This is a genomic window from Pseudomonas sp. P42, from assembly GCF_017973755.1.
GTDB classification, from domain to species: Bacteria; Pseudomonadota; Gammaproteobacteria; order Pseudomonadales; family Pseudomonadaceae; genus Aquipseudomonas; species Aquipseudomonas iridis.
In genome coordinates, this window is the sequence record NZ_JACOPU010000003.1 from 277,276 (window position 1) to 303,712 (window position 26,437).

Genomic DNA, 26,437 nt, shown 5'->3' on the forward strand with positions numbered 1-26,437 from the left:
TGGCTTGTCAGCGATTGGAGCGACTCGGTTTTACTGAATCTCTTCAGGTTTGACGATCACCCAGTTCTTGTCCGCCGTCACCGGCAACCCTTCCTTGGCCTGCGCCGCCGCATGCTTGGCCATCATGCCGTTGATTTGCGTCATGTACTTGTCCTTGCGGTTGATCCACAAGTGAATACCGCCCTTGGCCACATCGACATCGTGGAACAGCATGTAGCCGTCGCTGGTGGGCGTATCGCCGCCGACCAGCACCGGTTTTTTCCACTCATCGATGTAGGTCAGGATCGCTGCATGCTTGCCGGCCATCCAGGTCGCTGGCGTCCACAGGTACGGGGTCAGTTCCAGACCGAGGTTGGCCTTCTCGTCGTATTTGCCCGCCGTGATTTGCTTGCGTGCAGTGGTCAGCTCGTTGGTCTCGCGGTTCTTCAGCAGCAGGCTCACGCCGATGACATTTTGCGGTTTGACGTTGTAGCCGTACTTGGGATCCGCCGCGACCATGCGCACCAGTTCTTCAGAGGCGGCGGTCATCACATAGACCTCGATGCCGTTCTCCATCAGCTTGTTGTACAGCTCTTGCTGGCCGGTAAAGATCTTCGGCGGATTGACGTCGAGTTTCTTGACCACATCGCCTTCGTAATACGTGGCCGGCACCGGTTTGCCAGAGGCCATCAGCTCATCGACGTAGCCTTTGAGCTCCTTGAGGGTGAAGCCGGAGAACACCTGCGCCACCCACGGGTAGCAGACCATGTCGTCGACTTCGCAGAGACGATAGTAGTAACTGAACAGGCTTTCCTTGTGGTCGGCGGTGTCCTTGAAAGGCATCAGTTTCAGGGAGGGGTCGAGTTTGTCGCGGGTGATCAGGCCCTTGTTTTCCATGAACGGCAACAACGACTCTTCGAGGTCGTAGCGGTAACTGGTGTTGTCCATGTCGAACACCGCGTAGTTACCCTTGTTGGCGTTGGCCGCAATCATCGCGTCCAGCGCCTTGGCCTGATCGGCTGGCCAGTGTTTCAAGTCGGTAGCGAAGGCCTGAGTGGCCAGGCCCATCCCTACAGTCAGTGCGACAGCCAGAAATTTCGGTGCGAACTTCATCGACGCTTTCTCCCTGATCTAAAAGCATCGACGCTAACAAATACGTGTGACAGTACTCGTCTGTCAGCGACCGCCCCCGCCCCTGTTTGCGCCAAATGCATTGCTGTGAGCGACACACGCTTATTCCAAAAACGACGGACACCATACGTTTTCGGTATTAAATCATTAGTTTTCAAGCTGTTAGGCTTGCCGGTTCGCAGCAGCCCCGGAAGGCTGTTGGCAAAGACTTTCCTGGAGTTCTCATGAATCTACCGTTGATTCTCAACCTGCTGGTGTTCCTCGCCCTGCTCTTCAGTCTGGCGCAGACCCGCCACACTTCGTGGAGCCTGGCGAAAAAAGTCCTGCTCGCGCTGGCTCTCGGCGTGGCATTCGGCGTGGCGCTGCACAGCATTTACGGTGCCGGCAACCCGGTGCTGAAAGCTTCGATCGGCTGGTTCGATCTGGTCGGTAACGGCTACGTGCAGTTGCTGCAAATGATCGTCATCCCGCTGGTGTTCGCCTCGATCCTCAGCGCCGTGGCCCGGCTGCACAACGCGTCGTCGTTGGGCAAGATCAGCTTCCTGACCATCGGCACGCTGCTGTTCACCACCGCCATTGCGGCGCTGATCGGCATTGGCCTGACCAACCTGTTCGGCCTCACCGCCGAAGGTCTGGTCGCCGGCACGCAGGAAATGGCTCGCCTGCAAACCATTCAGACTGACTACGCCGGCAAGGTTGCCGACCTGAATGTGCCGCAACTGTTGCTGTCGTTCATCCCGCAAAACCCGTTCGCCGACCTGGCCCGGGCCAAGCCGACCTCGATCATCAGTGTGGTGATTTTCGCGGCGTTCCTGGGGGTTGCCGCACTGCAACTGCTCAAGGATGACGTCGAAAAAGGTCAAAAAGTGATCAACGCCATCGACACCCTGCAAGCCTGGGTGATGCGTCTGGTGCGTCTGGTGATGAAGCTGACCCCGTACGGCGTGCTCGCGCTGATGACCAAAGTCGTCGCCGGTTCCAACCTGCAAGACATCATCAAGCTCGGCAGTTTTGTGGTGGTGTCGTACCTCGGTCTGGGCCTGATGTTTGTCGTCCATGGCTTGCTGGTGTCGGCGGCCGGGATCAACCCGCTGCGTTTCTTCCGCAAGATCTGGCCGGTGCTGACGTTCGCGTTCACCAGCCGTTCCAGTGCAGCGAGCATTCCGCTGAGCATCGAGGCGCAAACCCGTCGTTTGGGTATTCCGCAGTCAATCGCCAGTTTCGCCGCTTCGTTCGGTGCGACTATCGGTCAAAACGGCTGCGCAGGTCTGTACCCGGCGATGTTGGCGGTGATGGTTGCGCCGACCGTGGGCATCAACCCGCTGGATCCGCTGTGGATCGCCACGCTGGTAGCGATTGTGACCCTGAGTTCGGCCGGTGTGGCGGGCGTGGGCGGCGGTGCGACGTTCGCAGCGTTGATCGTGCTGCCGGCGATGGGCTTGCCGGTGTCTTTGGTGGCGCTGCTGATTTCGGTTGAGCCGCTGATTGATATGGGGCGTACGGCGTTGAACGTGAGTGGTGCGATCACCGCCGGTGCGATTACCAGCCAGGTGATGCAGCAGACAGATAAAGAACTGCTGGATGCCGATGAGCATGCGCAGCTGGCGCAGGCTTGATGTAAAGCAAGATCAAAAGATCGCAGGCTTCGCCAGCTCCTACAGGAGAAATGCGAACACTCTGTAGGAGCTGCCGCAGGCTGCGATCTTTTAGGCCTTCTCCCAAACCTCGAAGTTGTACGCCGGCTTATCGCCCTCTGCCGGGTTCGGCACATTCGACACCAGTGTCCACTGGTTCAAATCAAACTCCGGAAACCACGCATCGCCTTCCGGGCTCAGCGCCACACGGGTCAGGTACAGACGATCCGCCTGCGCCAGCCCTTGCGCATACAACTGCGCGCCGCCAATCAGCATCAGCTCATCGACGCCCTGCTCCTTCGCCCACTCTTCAGCGCGAACTACCGCCGCATCCAGCGACGGATAAACCTCCGCACCTTCGAGCACCAGATCGGCCTGACGGCTGACCACGATGTTCAAGCGCCCCGGCAGCGGGCGGCCCAGCGAATCCCAGGTCTTGCGACCCATGATGATCGGCTTGCCGAGGGTCGTGGCCTTGAAGTATTTGAAGTCGCCCGGCAGGTGCCAGGGCATGCTGTTGTCGACGCCGATCACACGGTTTTCACCGAGGGCTGCGATCAGGCTGAGGGGGAGTGATTTAGTCATGTCGGCGAGGATACCAGAGCCTCGCTTACCCCGATAAGCGCCACAGCGGTTATGCTCTCGACTCAATTGAGCGACGGAATGGCGCGTGACTGAACTGACTCCACTGCAAAACCTCTGGCTGACCGAAACCGTGCGCCTGCGCGAAGAACATGCAGGCCCTCTGGATGATCTGGAAGCCAATCGCCTGGCCCGCGCGGCCGGCGGCGATCTGCCGAGCCGCATTCAACGCCGCGCCTTGTGGCTGGCTGAGCGTGACGGGCTGACGGCCGCACTCAAACACTGGCTGCAAGGCGCACGTCTGGCGTTGGTGTTGCTGATGATACTGGCGATGTTGAGTGGCGCCGGTCTGGCGTTCGCCGCGCTGGGCCAGACGCCGGTCAATGTGTTCTGGGCCTTGGGCAGCCTGCTCGGGCTGAACCTGATTCTGCTGCTGAGCTGGGCACTGGGGCTGATTTTTGCCGGCGAACATGGCGCCACCCTCGGGCGACTGTGGTTGTGGCTGAGCGAAAAACTCGCCCGCGACGCTAAAGCCGCCCAACTGGCGCCGGCCCTGCTGTTGATGCTGCAGCGCAAGAAACTCAATCGCTGGGCGCTCGGTGCGCTAGTCAATGGCCTGTGGTTGCTGGTAATGCTCAGCGCGTTGGTTCTGCTGCTGACGCTGATGGCGACGCGGCGTTACGGCTTCGTCTGGGAAACAACCCTTCTCAGCGCCGATACCTTCATTCACGTCACCCAGGCCCTCGGTCATCTGCCATCGTTGCTGGGGTTCAACGTGCCGACCGTGGACATGATCCGCGCCAGCGGCGACGGTGCTCTCGATATCGAAAGTGCCCGTCAGGCCTGGGCGACATGGCTGGTCGGCGTGCTGGTGGTCTATGGCGTGCTCCCGCGCCTGATTTTGGCGCTGTTGTGCTTCTGGCGCTGGAACAGCGGCAAAGCGGCACTGCGCCTGGACCTGAACCTGCCCGGCTACGCCCAACTGCGCGAACGCCTGATGCCAAGCAGTGAGCGCCTCGGTGTCAACGATCCGGAGCCCCCGCAGATGCATCGCGTCGAAAGCGGTGTCAGCGAACACGCCAGCGAAGGCGCGTTGCTGGTCGCGATTGAACTCGACGAACAACGCCCATGGCCGCCCGCGCTGCCGAAAAACATCAGCAACGCCGGCATTCTCGACAGCCGCGAGTCGCGGCATAAGCTCCTCGAACAACTCAGCCGTTTTCCACCGGCGCGGCTGGCCATCGCCTGCGACCCACAGCGCTCGCCGGATCGCGGCAGCCTTGCGCTGATCGCCGAACTGGCGCGCAGCGCTGGCGAAACGCGCGTGTGGCTATTGCGACCGCCGCCCGGTGCAGCGCTGGATGCCGAACGTCTCGGCGACTGGCACATCGCGCTGCAACAGCTTGAGCTGGAGTTTGCCGACAGCGCGCCGCTGAACTGGCTGGAGACTGGACATGACTGACGCCCGCAAAGCCCCGCTGAAACTGGCAGTGGTCGGCCACACCAACGTCGGCAAGACGTCGCTGCTGCGCACGCTGACCCGCGATGTCGGCTTCGGCGAAGTCTCCCATCGGCCAAGCACCACACGGCATGTCGAGGGCGCGCGGCTGTCGGTGGACGGCGAGCCGTTGCTCGATCTCTATGACACGCCGGGGCTGGAAGACGCCATCGCCCTGCTGGATTTTCTCGAACGTCTGGAACGCCCTGGCGAACGCCTTGATGGCCCGGCGCGGCTGGCGCGGTTTCTCGACGGCAGCGAGGCACGCCAGCGCTTCGAGCAAGAGGCCAAGGTGCTGCGACAACTGCTCGCCTCGGATGCCGGTTTGTATGTGATCGACGCTCGTGAACCGGTGTTGGCCAAATATCGCGATGAGCTGGAAGTGCTGGCCAGTTGCGGCAAACCGCTGCTGCCGGTACTCAATTTCGTCAGCAGTGCCAACCATCGCGAGCCGGATTGGCGCGAGGCGCTTGCGCGACTGGGTCTGCATGCGCTGGTGCGTTTCGACAGCGTCGCGCCGCCGGAGGATGGCGAGCGGCGATTGTATGAAAGCCTCGCGCTGCTGCTGGAAAATGCGCGGCCACAACTGGAGCGGTTGATTGCTGATCAACAGGCTCAGCGCCTGGCGCGCCAGCAAAGTGCCGCACGGCTGATCGCAGAATTGCTGATCGACTGCGCCGCGTGCCGACGCAGCGTGGTCAGTGAAGCCGAGCAGGAACAGCAAGCCATCAGCGAATTACGCAAGGCTGTGCGTCAACGCGAACAGAAGTGCGTCGAGGCGTTGCTCAAGCTGTATGCGTTTCGCCCGCAGGATGCGGCGGCCAGTGATTTGCCGTTGCTGGACGGGCGCTGGGGCGATGACCTGTTCAATCCCGAGACGCTGAAGCAACTCGGTGTACGGGTTGGCGGCGGGATCGCAGCGGGCGCGGCGGCGGGGGCCGGCGTGGATTTGCTGGTCGGCGGGATTACCCTCGGGGCCGCAGCGCTGGCCGGTGCGATTGCGGGTGGCGCACTGCAAACGGCGCGCAGTTATGGCAGTCGTTTGCTCGGCAAGATCAAAGGGCAACGGGAGTTGACCGTGGACGATGGGGTGTTGCGGTTGTTGGCGTTGCGTCAGCGGCAATTGCTGCTGGCACTTGATCAGCGCGGGCATGCAGCGATGGACGCGGTTCAGGTGGCCACACCGCAGGACAAGACCTGGCGTGAGGGCAAGTTGCCCGAGGCGCTGAGCAAGGCGCGGGCGCATCCGCAGTGGTCATCGCTCAATCCGCACGCGAAGTTGAATCAGGGGGAAAGGCAGGAGCAGATCGAGGAGTTGGTTGGAAAGGTGTTTGAGCTTTAGATCGCTACCCCCCTCACCCCAGCCCTCTCCCCCCAAGGGGGCGAGGGGAAAGGGAGCAGATCTTCATGCTTTTCAAATCCTGAGTTCGGCTGGATATCTCAGGTCGGCGCATAACTGAAGATCACTCCGTCGGCCCCCTCTCCCTCTGGGAGAGGGCTGGGGTGAGGGTGACTTTCACAAGCCCGACAACAATGTCACTGCCTTGCGCTTCAATACCCCAAGGTCCATCACCGGCACCGCCCTCTCCTTCGCCAACTCATCCCACTGGCGCATGCGCAGACTGACCGCGCACAAAGGATCGCGCGCAAACTCATCCGCCTCGACCTCCGTCATCACTCCGCCCTGATATTCCAGCGTCCTGCGGCTCGCTTCACTCAACCGCTCGAAATACCCAGGCTCGCGCAACGTCAGGTAACGCTTGGCCTGCACGTGATACTCCACCAGCCGCGCCATGCGTTCGCTGAATCCGGCCTCACGTAAATAATCCGCCCCGAGCCGTTCGTGGCTGACTACGCCATAACCGTCCATGTTCTCCGCGCCCTCGGCACACAAATGGCCGATGTCATGAAAGAACGCCGCCAGCACCACTTCGTCGTCGAAGCCCTCGGCGATAGCCAGTTCGGCCGCCTGGGACATGTGCTCGATCTGCGACACCGGTTCGCCGATGTAATCACGGGTGCCGAAGCGCTCATACAACCCGAACACCCTCGCCACGATTTGCTCATGACCTGCCATCAAACTTCCTCCAGCAACTGCGCCACGTTGCGCTCGGCCATCGCCGGGCCAACGCTCATGCCGACGCCAGTGTGCATCAACGCCCCACTCAAGCCCGGTACCGGGCGCAGGAACGAAAACGGTCCCGGCCCCCGAGAACCATAGACGCCCTGCCAGCGTTCAACCACTTGCACCTTGCAGCCCAGGGTCTGTTCGGCCAGCTCAAGCATCCAGGTATCGACTTGTTCGGCGTTGAACGGTGAAGCATCGCTGCCGTAATGGTGCGAGTCGCCGATGATCAACTCGCCATACGGCGTCGGGCTGATCAGCAGGTGGATGCCGTTTTCGTGCAGGTGCGGTTGCTCACGCAGAATCTGCGCTTGTACCGCCGCCGCTTCCGGCAGATCGGCGAAGGCGCCGTAGTGCACGCAACTCAAACCCGTGAGCAACGCGTGTTGCAGATCAAGATCGATCTGCGGCCGGGCGCGGAGCATTTGCAGGCGACAGATTTGCGGGTCGAGCGCGGCAATCGGCTCGGCCAGTAACGTCTGATAATCGTGGCCCGAGCAGACGATGATCTGCTTGGCAGTAAACGTTCCGGCCGTGCTTTGCAGACGTCCGGACTCGACATCGCGCACCAGCGTGGAGAAGTGAAATTCGACACCGAGGTCGCGGCGAAGATAATCGATCAGCGCCGGAATGGCCTCGCGCGAGTACAGCTGTTGGTCGTCCATCCCGTGTAACGCGGCGCGGTGGTGGCTGAACTGGCCGTTGTACAGATCGCGCAATGCAGCGCCGCGCAGCAAGTCGACGTTGTAACCGTGCTCCACTGCGCGGCTTGCGCAGAATGCTTCGAGCAGATGCTCTTCGGCTTCGCTGCGGGCGAACAGGTACGAGCCGTTGCGCTTGATTTGCAGCCCGGTGAGTTGCGCCCAGTCCCCCCAGATGTCACGGCTTGCCTTGGCCAGTTCGAGCATTTGGCCGGGCGGTTGGCCGGTGACCAATGCCTGGCCGAAGTTACGCACCGAAGCGCCGAGTGGCGTGGCGGTGCGTTCGAATACGGCGACCTTGAGACCGCGTTTGGCGGCGGCGTAAGCGTGTGAGAGACCGAGGATGCCGGCGCCGACGACCAGCAGGTCTTTGTGTTGTGTCATGGGGATGATGTCCTGAATGCAATACCGCTATCGCTGGCAAGCCAGCTCCCACAGGGAATTGGGGTGTTCACAAAAGTGTGTTCACTGGAGATCCAATGTGGGAATGAGCCTGCCAGCTCCCACAGGGATTTGTGGTGAACACCGATTACGAGAACACCTTGAAACCTGTGGGAGCTGGCTTGCCAGCGATGGGGCCCTGTCAGTTTACGAAGATTTACTTGGCGGCGACTTTCTCGGACTTGCCGTCGTAGCGCTTGCGCCACTCGGTCAGGATTTCGTCGCGATTTTTCGAGGCCCAGGCGAAGTCGTTCTTGATCAGACGCTGCTCGTAGTCGGCCGGCAATTCGGTCTGCGGCTTGGCGATGCCCGGCTGCGCGAGGACGGCGAAGTTCTCTTTGTACAAGTCCATCGCTTCGGCGCTGGCGGAGAAGTCGGCGAGTTTCCTGGCCGCGTCTTCATGCGGGGTGCCTTTGATCACGGCGGTCGCTTCGATCTCCCAGCCCAGACCTTCCTTCGGCAGGATGATGTCCAGTGGCGCACCCTGACGCTTCAACTGAACCGCCGGGTATTCAAAGGAAATGCCGATCGGGAATTCGCCGGCCGCTGCCAGTTTGCATGGCTTGGAACCGGAGTGAACGTACTGGCCGATGTTCTGGTGCAGTCCGTCCATGTAGGCCCAGCCCTGTTTCTCGCCGAAGGTTTGCAGCCAGGCGCTGACGTCGAGGAAACCCGTGCCGGACGAGGCCGGGTTAGGCATGACGATCTTGCCTTTGTACTCAGGCTTGGTCAGATCCTGCCAGCTCACTGGCTTGGTCAGACCCTGCTTTTCGGCCTCAATCGTGTTGAAGCAAATGGTCGCGGCCCAGACGTCCATACCGACCCAGGCTGGCGGGTTGGCGGCATCGCGATAGTTCGCGCCGATCTTGCCCAGATCCTTTGGCGCGTAGCTTTGCAGCATGCCTTGCTGATCAAGGATCGCCAGGCTCGACGCCGCCAGCCCCCACACGGCGTCAGCCTGCGGACGGGCCTTTTCGGCCAGCAGTTTGGCGGTGATGATCCCGGTGGAATCGCGCACCCACTTGATCTCCACGTCCGGGTTGGCTTTTTCGAAGGCTTCTTTGTAGGTCTTCAACTGTTCGGCTTCGAGGGCGGTGTACACCGTCAACTCGGTTTTTGCCGCGAAGGCATTCAGGCTGAAAGTAGCGAGCACAGCAGCGGCCAGGGCCATAGGCTTGAACATGATCGATTTCCTGTAGGTGAGTTGAACGTGTGAGTCAGTGACCGGGCGCGGTTTGCCGCCAGGCCTGGGAGCGGCGCAACAAGCCGCGCGAAGCCCACGCCAGCAGCAAGGACACGCCCGCCGAGGTGAACAGAATCAGGGTCGACATCGCCGCCGCACCGCCCACGTTGCCGGCGTCGTCCATGTTCAGCACCGCCACCGCCGCGAGGATGGTGTCGGGGCTGTAGAGGAAGATCGCTGCGGAAACCGTGGTCATCGCCGAGACGAACAGGTAGCGCACGATGTCCAGCAGCGCCGGCAGGCAGATCGGCACGGTCACGCGCAGGTAATGCCGGTACAGCGGCGCCTTGAGCGACAGCGCAGCGGCTTCGAACTCGGCGTCGAGTTGGCGCAGCGCGGTGGTCGCGGTCATTTGTGCAGTGGTCAGATAGTGCGCAATGGTGCAGACGATCAGCAGCGTCATCGTCCCGTACAGCACGTGCAGCGGATTGCCGGTGAGGTTGAAGAAAAAGACGTAACCCAGACCCAGCACCAGCCCCGGCACCGCCATCGGGATGAAACTCAGCATGCGCAACGCCAGGTTGAGGCCGCGCTGAGTGCGGGTCTTCTCCATCAGATAAGCGCCGGTGAAGATCAGCACGCTGCCGATCAGCGCCGTGCCCAACGCCATCTTCAAGCTGTTGCTGTAGGCCAGCCAGCCACCGCCGGCCGTCTCGTTGAACTGGTAGTGATTGAGCGACAGCGACAGGTTGTACGGCCAGAACTTCACCAAGGAGGAGAACACCGCCATGCCGAACACCAGGAGCAACGCGGCGCTGATCAACAGGACAATCGCCAGATAGCAGCTGTCGCGCAGTTTCGACGGTGCCGGTTTGAACACCTGAGCGCGACCACTCATGGAGTCGCCGTGACGGCGGCGCAGCCAGGCATCAACCCCGAAGCTGAACAGCGCCGGCACCAACAGCACCATGCCGATCAATGCGCCGCGACCGAATTGTTGCTGGCCGACCACCGCTTTGTAAGCTTCCAGCGCCAGCACCTGGTAGTCGCCACCCACCACCACCGGCACACCGAAATCGGTGATGGTCAGAGTGAACACCAGACAGAACGCGGCGAACACAGCCTGACGCGTCGCCGGCCAGGTGATGCTGCGAAAGGCCTTGGCGGGACTGGCACCCATGCTCGACGCAGCATCGAACAGACGCGCATCGGCCAGCGACAAAGCCGAGAGCAAAATCATCAGCGCATGGGGAAAGGTGTAAATCACCTCACCCAGCACAATCCCCCAGAACCCGTAAATGTTGTCCGAGAGCAGTCCGCGCAACATGCCCTGGTTGCCGAACAGATAGACCAGCGCAATGCCCGGCAGCATCGACGGCGCCATCAGCGGTAGCAGGGAAATCCCGCGCCAGATGCCCTTCGCCGGTATCAATGTGCGTTGCAGTGCGTAGGCAAACAGATAAGCCAGCGGTACGACGATGGCCGCAACACTGAGGGAAACTTTCAGGCTGTTGCCGAGCAGCCAGTGGAAATTCTCGCTGGTCACCAATTCCTTCGCCGCGACCCAGCCACCGCCCTGCCCGGCCTCGCTGCTGAAACCACGCCAGAAGATCGCCAGCAACGGCAGCAACACCGCAACGCCGAGCAATACCAGCAACAGCAGTTTGCCGCCGACGACAAAGATACGGTCGCCGATCTCGGCACGGGAGGTCTGCCGCACCTGCTTGTGCGGTAGCGGCAGCGCGAGATTGCTGTTCATCAGGCAAACACCTGCAGGCTGCGCGGCGGCAAGGCGACCATGATCTGCTGGGCGCCGAGGCGCGGCATGGCTTCCGGCGCCAGTTCGGCGAGCAGTGCGTGGCCTGGCAGTTGATCGAGTTCGAAGCTCATGCGGCAGCGGTTGCCGAGGAAGGTGATCTCACGGACTTTCGCCGGAAAGAGGTTCTCCTCATGCACCAGCGGATTGACGTTGATCGCTTCCGGGCGGCAGAACAAACGGCCCGACGCACGCTGGACGCTGCCATCACTCAGGCGCAGGTTCATCCCGCCGACCTGGGCGTGGCTTTCGCTGCTGCGCTGGAACGGCAGCCAGTTGCCCTGACCGACAAACTCGGCCACAAACGGCGTGGCTGGGCGGTTGTAGATTTCCTGCGGGGTGGCGTATTGCTCGACACGGCCGTTGTTCATCACCGCGATGCGATCCGCCATTAGCATGGCTTCGTCCTGATTGTGGGTCACCATCAGGGTGGTGATGCCGAGGTTGCGTTGCAGTTGGCGCAGTTCGGTGCACAGATGCTCGCGCACCCGGGCATCGAGGGCCGACATCGGTTCATCGAGCAGCAGCAACGACGGCGCCGGAGCCAAGGCGCGAGCGAGCGCGACGCGCTGTTGCTGACCGCCGGACAATTGGCCGGGGTACTTTTTCTCACTGCCGATGAGGCCGACCAGTTCCAGCATCTGAGCGACGCGACGGCGTACTTCCTCGCGACCACTGCCGGCGAGGCCGTAGGCAATGTTCGCCTCGACAGTCAGATTGGGGAACAGCGCGTAGGACTGGAACAGAATCCCGTAGTCGCGAGCTTGCGGGGCGAGGTGCGAGACGTCGCGGTCACCGAGATAGAGTTCGCCGCTGTCCTGCTTCTCCAGACCGGCGATGCAGCGCAGCAACGTGGTCTTGCCGCAGCCCGAGGGGCCGAGCAGACACACCAGTTCACCGGCGGCGACGTCGAGGGAGACGTTATCCAGTGCGGTGAAAGCGCCGAAGCGCTTCTGCACGCTGCGCACTTTCATCGGCGCACCGGGGTTGGTCAGGGCAGTTGCAATGGCAGGATTCATGGACAGACCTCATCAAGCAGATGAGGCCAATCCTAGGGTTGTAATGCGTCCGTCATGTGGCAGTGAGGCAAAAACGGCCGATAGTGGTATTCGGGGATTTTGGTTCAGCGTCTGGATCTGTGTTGTCTGACCTGGCGCCATCGCTGGCAAGCCAGCTCCCACAGGTGTTTCTGTGGTTCACAAAATCTGATTCCACTGAAAATCCCTGTGGGAGCTGGCTTGCCAGCGATGAGGCCGGCCCTGCCCACGCAAGGTTTCAGGCCGGGGACATCTCTTGCGCCAACCCGAGAAACGCCGCCGGCAACCGCGCGCCCTTCCTCTCCTTCAGGCAATACAGGTACTCAGGAATCTGCGGCGCGTTCTCGATGGTCAGCACGCGCAACTGCGGATCGTGAGGTACTTCCTGCCGGGCAATGATGCTGATGCCGATATTGCGCAGCACCGCCTCGCGAATCGACTCACGGCTGCCTATCTCTAGCAATGGCCCGAAACTCACCCCGGCACCGGCCAGCAGCTCTTCGGTCAGCCGCCGTGTGGTCGAGCCCGACTCACGCATCAACAGCGTATGCCCGGCCAGCGCACTCAACGCCACATGCTCTTGCGCCGCCAACGGATGATTGCGATGCACTGCCAAGACCAGCGGATCAGTGCCCAGCACCCGGCGAATCAGCCGCGCGTCATCGAGCAACTGCGAGGACGCCGCGATATCCACGCGGTAATCCTCCAGCGCTTCGAGCACTTGCTGTGAGTTGCCGATTTCCACCGACACTTCCACCTGCGGCAGGCGCTCGCGAAAAGTCTTCACCAGATCGAGGATGTAATACGGCGCGGTCGCCGCGATGCGCAGTGTGCCCTGCACCTGGCCGCTGTTGCGCAGGAAGAACTCGATGTCCGCCTCTTGCTGCAACAGCGTTTTGACCATCGGCAGCAACCGCGCGCCTTCGTCACTGACGCTCAAACGCCGACCGCCACGGTAGAACAGCTCCACCGAATACTGGCTTTCCAGATTGCGGATCTGCGTGGTCACGGTCGGCTGGCTGAGGCCGAGTTTTTTCGCCGCCAGCGTGATGCTGCCCAAGCGGGCCACCATGTAAAACGCCTTCAGCTCGGCACTCAGCACAACCATCCCTCATCGTTTATTTGCGCAGCAGGCGCAAACCATTGAACACCACCAACAGACTCACGCCCATGTCGGCAAACACTGCCATCCACATGGTGGCGAGCCCGGCGAAGGTTACCCCAAGAAAGATAGCCTTGATCACCAGGGCCAACGCAATGTTCTGTTTCAGGATGCTGGCGGTATCGCGCGACAGGCTGATGAAGGCCGGAATCTTGCGCAGATCATCGTCCATCAGGGCGACATCGGCCGTTTCGATCGCCGTGTCGGTGCCCGCAGCGGCCATGGCAAAACCGATCTCGGCGCGAGCCAGCGCCGGGGCGTCGTTGATACCGTCGCCAACCATGCCGACGCGATGACCCTGCTTGTACAGGTCTTCGATGGCTTGCAGTTTGTCGGTGGGCAGCAAATCACCGCGCGCTTCATCGATGCCAACCTGCGCCGCAATCGCCTGCGCGGTGTGGACGTTGTCGCCAGTCAGCATCAGGGTTTTCACGCCCAGTGCATGCAACTGACGGATCGCCTCACGGCTGGTCTCTTTAACGGTATCGGCCACGGCAAACAGCGCCAACGGGCCAGACGTGTCGAGCAGCAGCACCACGGACTTGCCCTGTTTCTCCAGCGCGAACAGCTTTTCTTCCAATTGCGGCGAGCACAGGCCCAGCTCTTCGACCAGACGATGGTTGCCCAAGTGATAGGTCTGGCCGTTGATATCGCCCTTTACGCCCCGCCCGCCGAGCGCTTCGAAGTTATCCACATTCAGCACGGCGAAATTTTTATCCACAGCGGCATTGGCGATGGCCAGCGACACCGGATGATCGGAACGCCCGGCCAATGCGGCGGCAATCGCCGGTGCCGTGGCATCGGCCGTCGGATCAAGGGACAGGTAATCCGTCTGCACCGGTTTACCGTGGGTGATCGTCCCGGTTTTATCCAGCGCCAGATAGTCGAGCTTGAAACCGCCCTCCAGGTACACGCCACCCTTGACCAGAATGCCTTTGCGCGCCGCTGCCGCGAGGCCGCTGACGATGGTCACCGGGGTGGAAATTACCAATGCACATGGGCACGCCACCACCAACAACACCAGCGCGCGGTAGATCCAGTCGAACCACACGGCGCCCATGAACAGCGGCGGAATGATCGCGACCGCCAGCGCAAAGACGAACACCACCGGGGTGTAGATTTTCGAGAATTGATCGACGAAGCGCTGAGTCGGTGCACGTGCACCTTGGGCTTGCTCGACGGCGTGAATGATCCGCGCCAGGGTCGAGTTGTTTGCCGCAGCGGTCACTGCGTATTCCAGCGATCCTGCCTGGTTGATGGTGCCGGCAAAGACTTTGTCGCCGACGGTTTTTTCTACCGGCAGACTTTCGCCAGTGATCGGCGCCTGATCGATGGTCGAATTGCCGCTGACGACTTCACCGTCCAGCGCAATACGCTCACCGGGTTTAACCCGCACGCGGGCGCCGAGTTCGACGCTTTTCACTTCCTGTTCGAGCCAGGTGCCGTCAGCCTGCTGCACGGTCGCCTGTTCCGGGGTCATCTGCATCAGGCCGCTGATCGCGTTACGCGCACGATCCAGCGAGCGGGCCTCAATCAACTCGGCCACGGTGAACAGGAACATCACCATCGCCGCTTCCGGCCACTGACCGATAAGAATCGCACCGGTGACGGCAATGCTCATCAGCGCATTGATGTTGAGGTTGAAGTTTTTCAGGGCGATCCAGCCCTTTTTGTAGGTGGTCAGGCCACCGCTGAGGATCGAAATCAACGCGATGATCGCCACCACCCAATTGGGTGCGGCGTTGGTGAAGTGGATAACTTCAGCCGCCAATGCGCCAACGCCCGAGAGAGCCAGCGGCCACCAGTGTTTTTTCACCGGAGCCGGCGCCGGCGCTTCGACGCCCGCCTCCAGCGGCTCGGCGTGCATGCCGATGGATTTGATCGCATCGATGATCGGCGCGGTGTCCGGCAGATTGTGGGTCACGCCGAGCACGCGGTTGATCAGGTTGAATTCCAGTTGCTCAACGCCAGCGAGTTTGCCGAGCTTGTTCTGGATCAGCGTCTGCTCGGTCGGGCAGTCCATCGCCTCGATGCGGAAACTGCTCAGCCGGGCATCGGCACTGGTCTTTTCGCTGAGCTGCACCAACGCAGGCGCAGCCGTTTTCGAGCCGCAGCAGGAATCGCCGCCATGGGCATGTTTATGCACAGGCTGCAGCTTGTGACTGTGATCGTGCCCGTCGCCGGGCTTGTGGGTGTGCTGGGAATCGCTCATCGGGTCGCGTCCATGAAGGTGCCTGTTGCCAAGTAAAGACCCTGTAGCCACTATAGGGTCAAGCACCCTTTTGGAGATTGCCGTCATGAAGATCGGAGAACTGGCCAAACTGACCGACTGCGCCGTGGAAACCATCCGCTACTACGAGCGTGAAAACTTGCTGCCGGAGCCGGCCCGCAGCGACGGCAACTACCGCGTCTACACCCAGGCCCACGCCGAACGCCTGACCTTCATCCGCAACTGCCGCACCCTCGACATGACCCTCGAAGAGATCCGCAGCCTGCTGGCCATGCGTGACAGCCCGCAGGATCAATGCGAAAGCGTCAATACGCTGATCGACGAGCACATCCAGCACGTGAAGGCGCGGATTGATGGATTGCTGGCATTACAGACGCAACTGCTCGACCTGCGCCAACGTTGTGGCGAAGGGCCGATGGCGGATCAGTGCGGGATTTTGCAGCGACTGGAAGTGAGTGGCGGGGTTGTGGCGACGGAAGTTGAGCACTCCCACGTGGGCCGTAGTCACGGCCATTGAAAACACCGAATATCCCTGTGGGAGCTGGCTTGCCAGCGATAGCGATCTGTCAGCCACATTAATGTTAAATGTGCCGCCGCAATCGCTGGCAAGCCAGCTCCCACAGGTTCAATGGCAGACCTTCAGACCGCCATCGGCGCAGTCATTGGCGCGTGGTGCTCGTAACCTTCCAGCGAGAAATCGCTCGGCTCCACCAGCTCCAGCCATTCCGGCTGGTACACGCCCGTCTTGGCAAACTCCGGCACGCGATCCGAGATCTTCAGTTTCGGCATGGCAAACGGCTCGCGCTTGAGCTGTTCGTTGAGCATGTCCAGGTGGTTTTCGTAGACGTGGGCGTCACCGATGAAATAGGTGAACCAGCGTGGCGTGTAACCGGTCAGGCGACCGATCAGGCTCAGCAGCGCGGCGCCTTCGGTGAGGTTGAACGGCGTGCCCAGGCCCAGGTCGTTGGAGCGGATGTAGAGGGTCAGAGAAATCTCTTTGGTCTCGACATTCGGGTGGAACTGGTACAGCAGATGGCACGGCGGCAAGGCCATTTCATCAAGCTGAGCAACGTTCCAGCCGTGGAACAGAATGCGGCGACTGCCCGGATCATTGATGATCGTGTCGACGCACTGGCGCACCTGATCGATGGCTTTGTACAGGACCACATAGGCCTGACCGTCTTCTTCGCCCTGAGCGATTTGCTTGTAGCCGTTGCTCAAGGTTTGCTCGATGGCGGCGGTGTTGCTCAGCGGAATCTGCTTGTACGCGGGCCATTTGCGCCATTGCACACCGTAGATTTCGCCGAGGTCGTCGTCGCCCTGACGGAACGGGTTGGCCAGCCACTGCGCGTTTTCGTTGGCGTTCTGATCCCAGACCTTGCAGCCCAGCGCACGGAATTCAGCGGCGTTGTTCACGCCACGCAGAAAGCCGCACATCTCGCCGATGGCCGATTTGAAGGCCATCTTGCGGGTGGTGATCGCCGGGAAACCTTCCTGCAGATCGAAACGCAGCATCGCCCCCGGAAAACTGATGGTGTTGATGCCGGTGCGGTTGGCCTGTTTGGTGCCGTTCTGGATGACGTGCGAGACCAGTTCGAGATATTGCTTCATGAGTTACCTGTGTCCTTTGAGCCCCGGCGTCGCGCGCCGGGGTTCGTAGTTTAAGCCGTCGGCGCGAGTGGTGCTGCCGGCGCGCGACGATAGGCCAGCCAGATCAGGAACAACCCGCCGACGATCATCGGTACGCACAGCACCTGGCCCATGGTCAGCCAGTTCCAGGCCAGATAGCCCAACTGGGCGTCCGGTACGCGGACGAACTCGACGATGAACCGGAAGATCCCGTAGAACAGCGCGAACATACCCGATACGGCCATGGTCGGACGCGGTTTACGCGAGAACAGCCACAGGATCAGGAACAGCGCCACGCCTTCGAGCGCAAACTGATACAGCTGCGACGGGTGACGCGGCAGCTGTGCCGGGTCGCTGAACGGCGGGAAGACCATGGCCCACGGCACGTCAGTCGCCTTGCCCCACAGTTCGGCGTTGATGAAGTTACCGATACGCCCGGCGCCAAGACCGATCGGCACCATCGGCGCGACGAAGTCCATCAGCTGGAAGAACGACTTGCCATTGCGCTTGCCGAACCACAAGGCCGCAAGCATTACGCCGATGAAACCGCCGTGGAACGACATGCCGCCCTTCCACACTTCGAAAATCAGCATCGGGTTGGCGAGGTACGCGCTCAGGTCGTAGAACAGCACATAGCCCAGACGTCCGCCAACAATGACGCCCATCGACAGCCAGAAGATCAGATCGGAAAGCTTCTCTTTGGACCAGGTCGGGTCGAAGCGGTTGAGCCGGCGCGACGCCAGCAGCCACGCACCGCCAATGCCGATCAGGTACATCAGACCGTACCAGTGGATTTTCAGCGGACCGATGGCCAGGGCCACCGGGTCGATCTGCGGGTAAGGCAGCATTGCGACTCCTCGTTAGAGTTGAAAGCAGAATTCCCGGGCGACGCTGCCACCTCAGGATTAAGCCAGGATTGCCACGCGGTCAAAGCAGAAAGCTTAATCCCACGCAGAACAGCAAAGCGGCGAACAGTCTTTTCAGCAACTTCGCCGACAACCGATGGGCCAGCCGCGCGCCAAAACGCGCGAAGACCATGCTGGTCAGGGCAATGCCCAGCAGCGCCGGCAAATAGATAAAACCGAGACTATGGGCCGGCAACCGCGCATCGTGCCACCCCAAAATCATGAAACTTAAAGCACTGACCAGCGCAATCGGCAGCCCGCAGGCCGACGACGTGGCGACCGCTTGTTGCATCGGTACGCTGCGCCAGGTCAAAAACGGCACGGTCAGCGAGCCACCACCGACGCCGAAAATCGCCGAGGCCCAACCTATCACGCTGCCGGCCGCCGCCAGCGCAGCCTTGCCAGGCACCGTGCGGCTGGCCTTGGGTTTGACGTCCAGCGCGAGTTGCAACGCAATCGCCAAGGCAAACACGCCAATGATTTTCTGCAGGTTCGGACCGGAAATGGCTTCGGCAGTCAGGGCGCCCAAACCAGCACCGATCAGGATCCCGACCGCCATCCAGACAAAAATCGGCCACTGCACCGCGCCTCGTCGATGATGCTCACGCACGGCATTGACCGAGGTGAAGATGATCGTCGCCAGCGAAGTACCGACCGCCAGATGCGTGAGGATCGACGGATCAAAGCCCTGCAAGGTGAAACTGAACACCAGCACCGGGACAATGATGATCCCGCCGCCAACCCCGAACAGCCCGGCCAACACGCCCGCACAGGCGCCCAGCGCCAGATAAAGCAGAAATTCCATGACCGTCTCCCTGACGCATCCGCAAAACCGGAGCGGCATGGTAACGGATGCACACCCTTCGGCTCCACTTGCGATGGATGCGCGGACGCCGGATGCGTAGAGTGAGCAAAAAACACACAAGGACCACCTTATGTGCCTGATCGTTTTCGCCTGGCGCCCGGACCATGCTCAACCGTTGATCGTCGCAGCCAACCGTGACGAGTTCTACGCCCGCCCGAGCCTGCCGCTGGCGCAATGGCCGGAGGCGCCGCACGTGCATGCCGGGCGTGATCTCGAGGCCGGGGGCTCCTGGCTGGGGATCGGTGCCAATGGGCGCTTCGCCGCATTGACCAATATTCGTGACCCGCATCAGCCACCGGCGCGTAAATCGCGGGGCGAGCTGGTGGCCGGGTTTCTCACGGGGGATCAGTCGCTGGAGGATTATCTGGCTGACGTGGTCGACCGCTCGCCGGACTATGCGGGTTTCAACCTGCTGCTCGGCAACCACCATGAGCTGTGGCACTTCAATGCGCGGATGTCCGAGCCGGTGATGCTGGAGTCCGGGGTCTACGGACTATCCAATGCCGGGCTGGATACACCGTGGCCGAAGTTGCTCAAGGCCAAGGCAGCGTTGAGCGCAGTGCTGGAGGATCCGACGCCAGCGCGGTTGCTGGAGTTGCTTGGCGATGCGCAGACGGCACCGTTTGCCGAGCTGCCGGATACCGGCGTGGGGCTTGCGACTGAATCACTGCTGTCGAGTGTGTTTATTGCCAGCCAGAGTTACGGGACGCGGGCGAGTACAGCGCTGATTGTGCAGGCGGATGGGACGCGGCGGATGGTGGAGCGCAGTTTTGGGCCGTATGGCGGGCATCTGGGCGAGGTGGAGATTTTGATTTAGGCGGCGTCTGGACTGACGCAATCGCTGGCAAGCCAGCTCCCACAGGTTTCTTGGGTGCTCACAGATGTCGTGCTCACTGAAGATCCCTGTGGGAGCTGGCTTGCCAGCGATGAAGCCATTGGCCTTTTAGAGGGCCTTGTTGACCGCTGGCGGATTCATCTTCGACAAACCGAGATTCTTCAGCGCCAATTGCAGTGAGCTGTGGATAACTTGCGGATTGTCGATAGTCATCAGCTCGGCCAGCAACTCCTTGGCCTTGCTCAGGTTCACCTGACGCAGCATCCACTTCACCTTCGGCAAGTTGGTGGCGTTCATCGACAGGCTGTCGAAACCCATCGCCATCAACAGCACCGCCGCTGCCGGATCACCGGCCATCTCGCCGCAGATACTGACCGGCTTGCCTTCGGCATGGGCGTCGCGCACCACGTTTTGCAAGGCTTGCAGCACGGCCGGGTGCAGGTAGTCGTAGAGGTCGGCGACACGCGGGTTGTTGCGGTCGACTGCCAGCAGGTACTGGGTCAGGTCGTTGGAGCCGACCGACAGGAAGTCCACTTGCCGCGCCAGTTCCTTGGTCTGATACACCGCTGCCGGAATCTCGATCATCACGCCAATCGGCGGCATCGGCACGTCGGTGCCTTCGTCGCGCACTTCGCCCCAGGCCCGGTGGATCAGGTGCAGGGCTTCTTCGAGTTCGTGGGTGCCGGAGATCATCGGCAGCAGAATGCGCAGGTTGTTCAAGCCCTCGCTGGCCTTGAGCATCGCGCGGGTCTGCACCAGGAAGATTTCCGGGTGGTCGAGGGTCACGCGGATCCCGCGCCAGCCGAGGAACGGGTTGTCTTCCTTGATCGGGAAGTACGACAGCGACTTGTCACCGCCGATGTCGAGGCTGCGCATGGTCACCGGTTGCGGGTGGAACGCGGCGAGCTGCTCGCGGTAGATCGCCAGTTGTTCTTTTTCGCTCGGGAAGCGCTGGTTGATCATGAACGGCACTTCGGTGCGGTACAGACCGACACCTTCGGCGCCGCGCTTCTGCGCCCGCGCCACGTCCGCCAGCAGGCCGGTGTTGACCCACAGCGGCATGCGGTGGCCATCGAGGGTCACGCAGGGCAGGTCGCGCAGGGTGTCGAGACCCAGCGCCAGTTGTTTCTCTTCTTCCACCACCTCGGCGAACTGCTTGCGCAGTACTTCGCTGGGGTTGGTGTAGACCTCGCCGCGTGTGCCGTCGACGATCAATTCGATACCGTCGACCTTGGCGTACGGCAGGTCGACCAGACCCATTACCGTCGGAATGCCCATGGCCCGGGCCAGGATCGCGACGTGGGAGTTGCCCGAACCGAGTACCGAAACCAGACCGACCAGCGTGCCTTCCGGCACTTCGCCGAGCATCGCCGGGGTCAGCTCTTCGCTGACCAGAATGGTTTTTCCCGGGTAGACCAGATTCTGCTGACGCTCTTCCTGCAGGTAGGCAAGCAGACGGCGACCGAGGTCTTTGACGTCCGATGCCCGCTCGCGCAGGTAGGCATCGTCCATCAGCTCAAAACGGTTGACGTGTTCGGTGACCACTTGGCGCAGTGCGCCCTGCGCCCACTGACCGGTCTTGATCACCGTGGTGATTTCGCTGCCCAGCGAGGCATCGTCGAGCATCATCAGGTAGACGTCGAACAGCGCGCGCTCTTCCGGGCGCAATTGGGTCGCCAGTTTGGCGGACAGGGCGCGCATGTCGGCGCGCACGCCTTCGATGGCGGTCTTGAACAAGCCAAGTTCGGCGTTGATGTCGGTAATGGTCTTGTCCGGCACCACGTCCAGGTCGGCAGGCGGCAGCATGACCACCGCGGTACCGACCGCCGCACCCGGCGAGCCCGGCACGCCGACGAACTTGGCCTCCTGAATACCCTTGCCCTGACGACCCAGACCACGAATCGACCCCGTAGCCTCGGCGTGGGCGATAACGCCTGCGAGCTGCGCGCTCATGGTCACGAGGAAGGCTTCTTCACCTTCGTCGAACTGGCGACGCTCTTTCTGCTGGATAACCAACACGCCGACGACGCGGCGGTGGTGAATGATCGGTGCACCGAGGAACGAGGCATAACGCTCCTCGCCGGTTTCGGCGAAGTAGCGATAGCGCGGGTGATCCGCGGCGTTTTCGAGGTTCAGGGGTTCTTCACGCGTGCCGACCAGACCGACCAGACCTTCGTTGGGTGCCATGCTGACCTTGCCGATCGAGCGCTTGTTCAAGCCCTCGGTGGCCATCAGGACGAAGCGGTTGGTCTCGGGATCAAGCAGGTAGACCGAGCAGACCTGGCTGCCCATGGCCTCTTTGACGCGCAACACAATAATCCCCAACGCCGCCTTGAGATCCTTGGCGGAGTTAACTTCCTGGACGATCTTGCGCAGCGTATTGAGCATGGCTCGGGGTCGAACTCCGTCGTCAGTCGCGCGCTAAAAGGCGCGGGGCAAGCTCTTTGAGGGCGCGGCGATACACCTCGCGCTTGAATGTCACCACCTGGCCCAACGGATACCAATAGCTGACCCAGCGCCAGCCATCGAACTCCGGTTTACCGGTCAAATCCATCCGCACCCGTTGCTCGTTGGAGATCAGGCGCAGGAGAAACCATTTCTGTTTCTGGCCGATGCACAGCGGTTGGCTGTGGGTACGCACCAGACGTTGCGGCAAACGATAGCGCAACCAGCCTCGAGTACAGGCCAGTATTTCAACATCTTCACGTTCCAGGCCAACTTCTTCGTTCAGCTCGCGGTACAAGGCGTCTTCCGGCGTCTCCTCAGGGTTGATTCCCCCTTGCGGAAACTGCCAGGCATCTTGATTGATACGGCGAGCCCATAGCACCTGGCCGGCGTCATTCGTCAGAATGATCCCGACATTGGGGCGGAAACCATCGGGGTCGATCACGGGCACAACCTCGCAAACGCATGTCGCCGCATTGTTCCACAAAGGTTCATAAGGCGGCAACGAAGCTTCCTACCTTATGTGCACTCTTGTGAAAAGACCGTATTCTTGTCGCCTTTTTACAGACTTATCAGCGGGTAACTGCAATGCGCCTGGCTTTATTCGATTTGGACAACACCCTTCTGGGCGGCGACAGCGATCACGCCTGGGGCGACTATCTGTGCGAGCGCGGCTTCCTCGACCCGATTGCGTACAAGACGCGCAACGACGAGTTCTATCAGGATTACCTGGCCGGCAAACTGGATAACGCCGCGTACCTGAACTTCTGCCTGGAGATCCTCGGCCGCACCGACATGGCCGTGCTCGATCAATGGCACCGCGACTACATGCGCGACTGCATCGAGCCGATCATGCTGCCCAAGGCGCTGGAACTGCTGAAAAAGCACCGTGACGCCGGCGACAAACTGGTGATCATCACCGCGACCAACCGCTTCGTCACCGCGCCGATCGCTGCTCGTTTGGGTGTTGAAACCCTGATCGCCACTGAATGCGAAATGATTGATGGCCGCTACACCGGGCGCAGCACCGACGTTCCGTGCTTCCGTGAAGGCAAGGTAACGCGCCTGAATCGTTGGCTGGAAGAGACCGGGTATTCGCTGGAAGACAGCTATTTCTACAGCGATTCGATGAATGACCTGCCGCTGCTGGAGCAGGTAGCGAATCCGGTAGCGGTTGATCCGGATCCGAATTTGCGCGCCGAAGCCCAGAAGCGTGGCTGGCCGGTAATGACTCTGCGCGACTGATACCGCTTTCGCGAGCAGGCTCGCTCCCACATTGGATCTGTGCCATTCACAAGTCCCCTGTGGGAGCTAGCCTGCTCGTGAAGGGGTCGACTCGGTCTCAAGCCTTAAACCGGCTTGGCCCCCATCAACGCCGCAATGGCGAGAAATCCGACACCGCTCACAATGGCCAGCGCCAGGTTGAATTTGCGGTTGCCCACCCCGGTTGTCCACAGCCGATTAAGCCGCACAAGCAACCAGACCGCACTGAACGTGGCCACGGCATAGATCACGCTGGACCCCAGAATCCAGAACTGCCCCAGCGGCCAGCCGATCAGGTGCACCAGCCACCAGCCGGTGAAAGGCATGCTCAGCATACCGATCAGCATCAAACACCAGATAAACAGCCACGGACGCTGCATCGTGCTGGCCGGCCCTTCGCTGCGATTACGCCAGGTCAGAGCGGCAAGTCCCAGCCCGCTCGCGAGTATGACCACGGTCGCCGCGACGTGAAGGACTTTCAGGGTTGTCAGGGTTTCCATGTATTTCTCTTCCTTGGGTCATGCCCATCAGCGTAGCCGCTCAGCCAAGAAACAGCTTATAGGCCGGGTTATCGCTTTCGTCCCAGTAGGGGTAACCGATTTCCGCCAGCGCCGCCGGCACCAGATGACGTTCATCGTGGGGTACTTGCAGGCCGGCGACCACACGCCCGTCCGCCGCGCCGTGGTTGCGGTAGTGGAACATCGAGATATTCCAGCGCCCGCCGAGCTTGTTGAGAAAGTTGAACAGCGCGCCCGGTCGTTCCGGGAATTCGAAGCGCAGCACCACTTCATCAACCACGTGCGCCGCGCGTCCACCGACCATATGGCGGATGTGCAACTTGGCCAGTTCGTTGTCAGTCAGGTCCAGCACCGGGAAACCCTGCTCGGTCAGGCTCGCCAGCAATGCACTGCGCGGGTCGTTCTCCGGGTGGGTCTGCACGCCAACGAAGATGTGCGCTTCGCTGCCGGTGTTGTAGCGGTAGTTGAATTCGGTGATCTGGCGCTTGCCGATGGCCTCGCAAAACGCCTTGAAGCTGCCGGCCTGCTCGGGGATGGTCACGGCGATGATCGCTTCGCGGCCCTCGCCCAGTTCGGCACGCTCGGCGACGTGGCGCAGGCGGTCGAAGTTGACGTTGGCACCCGAGTCGATGGCGACGAAGGTCTTGCCGCTGACGCCGCGCTGTTCGACGTACTTCTTGATCCCGGCCACACCCAAGGCGCCGGCAGGTTCGGTGATCGAGCGGGTATCGTCGTAGATATCCTTGATCGCCGCGCAGATTTCGTCGATGCTCACGGTGATCACTTCATCGACATGGTCTTTGCAGATGTCGAAGGTGTGCTGACCAATCTGGGCCACCGCCACGCCGTCGGCGAAGATGCCCACGGTCGGCAGCACGACGCGCTCACCGGCAGCCATCGCCGCTTGCAGGCAGTTGGAATCGTCCGGCTCGACGCCGATGACTTTGATGTCCGGACGCAGGTATTTCACGTAAGCCGCGATGCCGGCAATCAACCCGCCGCCGCCGACCGGGACGAAAATCGCGTCCAGCGGTTGCGGGTGCTGGCGCAGAATCTCCATCGCCACGGTGCCCTGCCCGGCAATGGTATGCGGATCGTCGTACGGGTGGATGTAGACGTAGCCTTTTTCGTCGACCAGTTTCAGCGAGTAGGCCAGGGCTTCCGGGAACGAATCACCGTGCAGCACCACTTTGCCGCCACGCGAACGCACGCCCTCGACCTTGATTTCCGGGGTGGTCTTGGGCATGACGATGGTGGCTTTCACGCCCAGCACTTTCGCCGCCAGGGCCAGACCTTGCGCATGGTTGCCCGCCGACGCGGTGACCACGCCACGGGCGCGCTCTTCGTCGGTCAACTGGGTCAACTTGTTGTAGGCGCCGCGAATCTTGAAGGAGAACACGGGCTGCAAGTCTTCGCGCTTGAGCCAAATGTCATTACCCAGCCGCTCGGAGAGCTGGCGAGCATTCTGCAGCGGGGTTTCTACGGCAACGTCATAAACGCGCGAGGTGAGGATCTTTTTGACGTACTGTTCGAGCATCGGAAGCATCACTGAGCGGGTTGGGCGGGACCACGGAGTCTAACCCGGCTTTTGGGCACACGACCACACGAATCCAGAGGTTTTAGACAGTCTTGAGGCTATAATGCCGGCCTTTCCGTTCTCCCCTTGCCCGCTTCCGGAGCCCGCATGACCCAGGATCAACTCAAACAGGCAGTGGCGCAGGCCGCCGTCGACTTCATCCTTCCGAAACTCGACGACAAAAGCATCGTCGGTGTCGGCACCGGCTCCACCGCCAACTGCTTCATCGATGCGCTGGCAAAGTACAAGGGCGCGTTCGATGGCGCAGTCGCCAGCTCCGAAGCCACTGCCGCACGCCTGAAGGGCCACGGAATTCCGGTGTATGAGCTGAACACGGTCAGCGACCTGGAGTTCTACGTCGACGGCGCCGACGAAAGCGACGCACACCTGAACCTGATCAAGGGCGGCGGCGCAGCCCTGACCCGCGAGAAAATTGTAGCGGCCGTGGCCAAGACCTTCATCTGCATCGCCGACGCCAGCAAACTGGTGCCGGTGCTGGGCGAGTTTCCGCTGCCGGTCGAAGTGATCCCGATGGCCCGCAGCCACGTCGCTCGTCAACTGGTGAAGCTGGGCGGCGACCCGGTGTACCGCGAAGGCGTGTTGACCGACAACGGCAACATCATCCTCGACGTATTCAACCTGCAGATCACCAACCCGGTGGAGCTGGAAGCGCAGATCAACGCGATTGTCGGCGTGGTCACCAACGGCTTGTTCGCGGCGCGTCCGGCGGATTTGCTGTTGCTGGGTACGAGTGAAGGCGTGAAGACGCTGAAGGCTGAGTAAGCCCAGACTGCCCGAAATTAATGGGCAGACGAATAAACCTGTGGGAGCGAGCCTGCTCGCGAAAGCGCCAGTTCAGCCAACATTTTCATTGGCTGACAC

At 61.3% G+C, this 26,437-nt stretch carries 23 protein-coding genes; 7 read left to right on the forward strand and 16 right to left on the reverse strand.

Annotation, left to right across the window (positions count from 1 at the left end; translation table 11 throughout):
* Positions 1 to 30 precede the first annotated feature (30 nt).
* Complete coding sequence (locus tag H8B20_RS10650; protein ID WP_150617861.1) at positions 31 to 1,092, reverse strand: HAD family hydrolase; 1,062 nt, start codon at positions 1,090 to 1,092, stop codon at positions 31 to 33.
* 242 nt (positions 1,093 to 1,334) lie between these two features.
* On the opposite strand from H8B20_RS10650, the gene H8B20_RS10655 reads away from it, so the two are divergent.
* Positions 1,335 to 2,726 carry an L-cystine transporter gene (locus H8B20_RS10655; protein WP_210623108.1) on the forward strand — a complete coding sequence of 464 codons (1,392 nt, stop codon included), beginning with the start codon at positions 1,335 to 1,337 and terminating at the stop codon, positions 2,724 to 2,726.
* A gap of 90 nt (positions 2,727 to 2,816) precedes the next feature.
* Here the strand turns inward: H8B20_RS10655 and H8B20_RS10660 are convergent, their stop codons facing one another.
* Positions 2,817 to 3,329 (reverse strand): dihydrofolate reductase, encoded by a 513-nt coding sequence (locus H8B20_RS10660; RefSeq protein WP_210623109.1) that lies wholly within the window; start codon positions 3,327 to 3,329, stop codon positions 2,817 to 2,819.
* Between the two features lie 85 nt (positions 3,330 to 3,414).
* Between H8B20_RS10660 and H8B20_RS10665 the strand changes: the two genes are divergently transcribed.
* A complete protein-coding gene (locus H8B20_RS10665; RefSeq protein ID WP_210623110.1) occupies positions 3,415 to 4,788 on the forward strand; it encodes a DUF2868 domain-containing protein in 1,374 nt (457 codons plus the stop codon).
* Positions 4,781 to 6,166, forward strand: coding sequence for a GTPase/DUF3482 domain-containing protein (locus H8B20_RS10670; protein WP_210623111.1), 1,386 nt, complete (start codon positions 4,781 to 4,783; stop codon positions 6,164 to 6,166). Before H8B20_RS10665 ends, H8B20_RS10670 begins: the two co-directional genes overlap by 8 nt.
* A gap of 174 nt (positions 6,167 to 6,340) precedes the next feature.
* Here the strand turns inward: H8B20_RS10670 and H8B20_RS10675 are convergent, their stop codons facing one another.
* The 7 genes from H8B20_RS10675 to H8B20_RS10705 form a co-directional block, all read right to left on the reverse strand.
* A complete protein-coding gene (locus H8B20_RS10675; RefSeq protein ID WP_210623112.1) occupies positions 6,341 to 6,901 on the reverse strand; it encodes a phosphonate degradation HD-domain oxygenase in 561 nt (186 codons plus the stop codon).
* The gene (locus H8B20_RS10680) at positions 6,901 to 8,034 is read right to left on the reverse strand and encodes a TIGR03364 family FAD-dependent oxidoreductase (protein WP_210623113.1); all 1,134 of its coding nucleotides are present in this window, start codon (positions 8,032 to 8,034) and stop codon (positions 6,901 to 6,903) included. Before H8B20_RS10680 ends, H8B20_RS10675 begins: the two co-directional genes overlap by 1 nt.
* A gap of 214 nt (positions 8,035 to 8,248) precedes the next feature.
* Complete coding sequence (locus tag H8B20_RS10685) at positions 8,249 to 9,274, reverse strand: putative 2-aminoethylphosphonate ABC transporter substrate-binding protein (RefSeq protein WP_042561586.1); 1,026 nt, start codon at positions 9,272 to 9,274, stop codon at positions 8,249 to 8,251.
* 34 nt (positions 9,275 to 9,308) lie between these two features.
* The gene (locus H8B20_RS10690; protein WP_047304003.1) at positions 9,309 to 11,033 is read right to left on the reverse strand and encodes a putative 2-aminoethylphosphonate ABC transporter permease subunit; all 1,725 of its coding nucleotides are present in this window, start codon (positions 11,031 to 11,033) and stop codon (positions 9,309 to 9,311) included.
* On the reverse strand, positions 11,033 to 12,109 hold the full coding sequence (locus H8B20_RS10695; RefSeq protein WP_042561588.1) for a putative 2-aminoethylphosphonate ABC transporter ATP-binding protein: 1,077 nt from the start codon (positions 12,107 to 12,109) through the stop codon (positions 11,033 to 11,035). Before H8B20_RS10695 ends, H8B20_RS10690 begins: the two co-directional genes overlap by 1 nt.
* Positions 12,110 to 12,365: 256 nt before the next feature.
* Positions 12,366 to 13,229, reverse strand: coding sequence for a LysR family transcriptional regulator (locus tag H8B20_RS10700; RefSeq protein WP_042562237.1), 864 nt, complete (start codon positions 13,227 to 13,229; stop codon positions 12,366 to 12,368).
* A gap of 16 nt (positions 13,230 to 13,245) precedes the next feature.
* The gene (locus tag H8B20_RS10705) at positions 13,246 to 15,501 is read right to left on the reverse strand and encodes a heavy metal translocating P-type ATPase (RefSeq protein WP_210623114.1); all 2,256 of its coding nucleotides are present in this window, start codon (positions 15,499 to 15,501) and stop codon (positions 13,246 to 13,248) included.
* An 85-nt stretch (positions 15,502 to 15,586) separates the two neighbouring features.
* Here H8B20_RS10705 and cadR point away from each other — a divergent pair, with 85 nt between their 5' ends.
* Positions 15,587 to 16,036: a Cd(II)/Pb(II)-responsive transcriptional regulator gene (gene cadR, locus H8B20_RS10710; protein WP_016983204.1), complete on the forward strand. Its 450-nt coding sequence runs from the start codon at positions 15,587 to 15,589 to the stop codon at positions 16,034 to 16,036.
* Positions 16,037 to 16,158: 122 nt separating this feature from the next.
* Here cadR and H8B20_RS10715 read toward each other — a convergent pair whose 3' ends face one another.
* The 3 genes from H8B20_RS10715 to H8B20_RS10725 form a co-directional block, all read right to left on the reverse strand.
* Positions 16,159 to 17,130 carry a thymidylate synthase gene (locus H8B20_RS10715; protein WP_034153704.1) on the reverse strand — a complete coding sequence of 324 codons (972 nt, stop codon included), beginning with the start codon at positions 17,128 to 17,130 and terminating at the stop codon, positions 16,159 to 16,161.
* A 50-nt stretch (positions 17,131 to 17,180) separates the two neighbouring features.
* Positions 17,181 to 17,996 (reverse strand): prolipoprotein diacylglyceryl transferase, encoded by an 816-nt coding sequence (gene lgt, locus H8B20_RS10720; protein WP_042561612.1) that lies wholly within the window; start codon positions 17,994 to 17,996, stop codon positions 17,181 to 17,183.
* A gap of 79 nt (positions 17,997 to 18,075) precedes the next feature.
* A complete protein-coding gene (locus tag H8B20_RS10725; protein ID WP_047304010.1) occupies positions 18,076 to 18,858 on the reverse strand; it encodes a sulfite exporter TauE/SafE family protein in 783 nt (260 codons plus the stop codon).
* 130 nt (positions 18,859 to 18,988) lie between these two features.
* On the opposite strand from H8B20_RS10725, the gene H8B20_RS10730 reads away from it, so the two are divergent.
* Positions 18,989 to 19,735: an NRDE family protein gene (locus H8B20_RS10730; RefSeq protein ID WP_115147088.1), complete on the forward strand. Its 747-nt coding sequence runs from the start codon at positions 18,989 to 18,991 to the stop codon at positions 19,733 to 19,735.
* Positions 19,736 to 19,861: 126 nt separating this feature from the next.
* Here H8B20_RS10730 and ptsP read toward each other — a convergent pair whose 3' ends face one another.
* The gene (gene ptsP, locus H8B20_RS10735) at positions 19,862 to 22,141 is read right to left on the reverse strand and encodes a phosphoenolpyruvate--protein phosphotransferase (RefSeq protein WP_210623115.1); all 2,280 of its coding nucleotides are present in this window, start codon (positions 22,139 to 22,141) and stop codon (positions 19,862 to 19,864) included.
* Between the two features lie 22 nt (positions 22,142 to 22,163).
* Positions 22,164 to 22,643 carry an RNA pyrophosphohydrolase gene (locus H8B20_RS10740; protein WP_003229203.1) on the reverse strand — a complete coding sequence of 160 codons (480 nt, stop codon included), beginning with the start codon at positions 22,641 to 22,643 and terminating at the stop codon, positions 22,164 to 22,166.
* A 143-nt stretch (positions 22,644 to 22,786) separates the two neighbouring features.
* On the opposite strand from H8B20_RS10740, the gene H8B20_RS10745 reads away from it, so the two are divergent.
* On the forward strand, positions 22,787 to 23,443 hold the full coding sequence (locus H8B20_RS10745; RefSeq protein WP_210623116.1) for a histidinol-phosphatase: 657 nt from the start codon (positions 22,787 to 22,789) through the stop codon (positions 23,441 to 23,443).
* Between the two features lie 104 nt (positions 23,444 to 23,547).
* On the opposite strand, the gene H8B20_RS10750 is transcribed toward H8B20_RS10745, so the two are convergent.
* Positions 23,548 to 23,961: a DUF2269 family protein gene (locus H8B20_RS10750; RefSeq protein WP_042561617.1), complete on the reverse strand. Its 414-nt coding sequence runs from the start codon at positions 23,959 to 23,961 to the stop codon at positions 23,548 to 23,550.
* A 40-nt stretch (positions 23,962 to 24,001) separates the two neighbouring features.
* Complete coding sequence (gene ilvA / locus H8B20_RS10755) at positions 24,002 to 25,516, reverse strand: threonine ammonia-lyase, biosynthetic (protein ID WP_210623117.1); 1,515 nt, start codon at positions 25,514 to 25,516, stop codon at positions 24,002 to 24,004.
* Between the two features lie 147 nt (positions 25,517 to 25,663).
* Between ilvA and rpiA the strand changes: the two genes are divergently transcribed.
* Positions 25,664 to 26,338: a ribose-5-phosphate isomerase RpiA gene (gene rpiA, locus H8B20_RS10760; RefSeq protein ID WP_210623118.1), complete on the forward strand. Its 675-nt coding sequence runs from the start codon at positions 25,664 to 25,666 to the stop codon at positions 26,336 to 26,338.
* Positions 26,339 to 26,437: the final 99 nt, after the last annotated feature.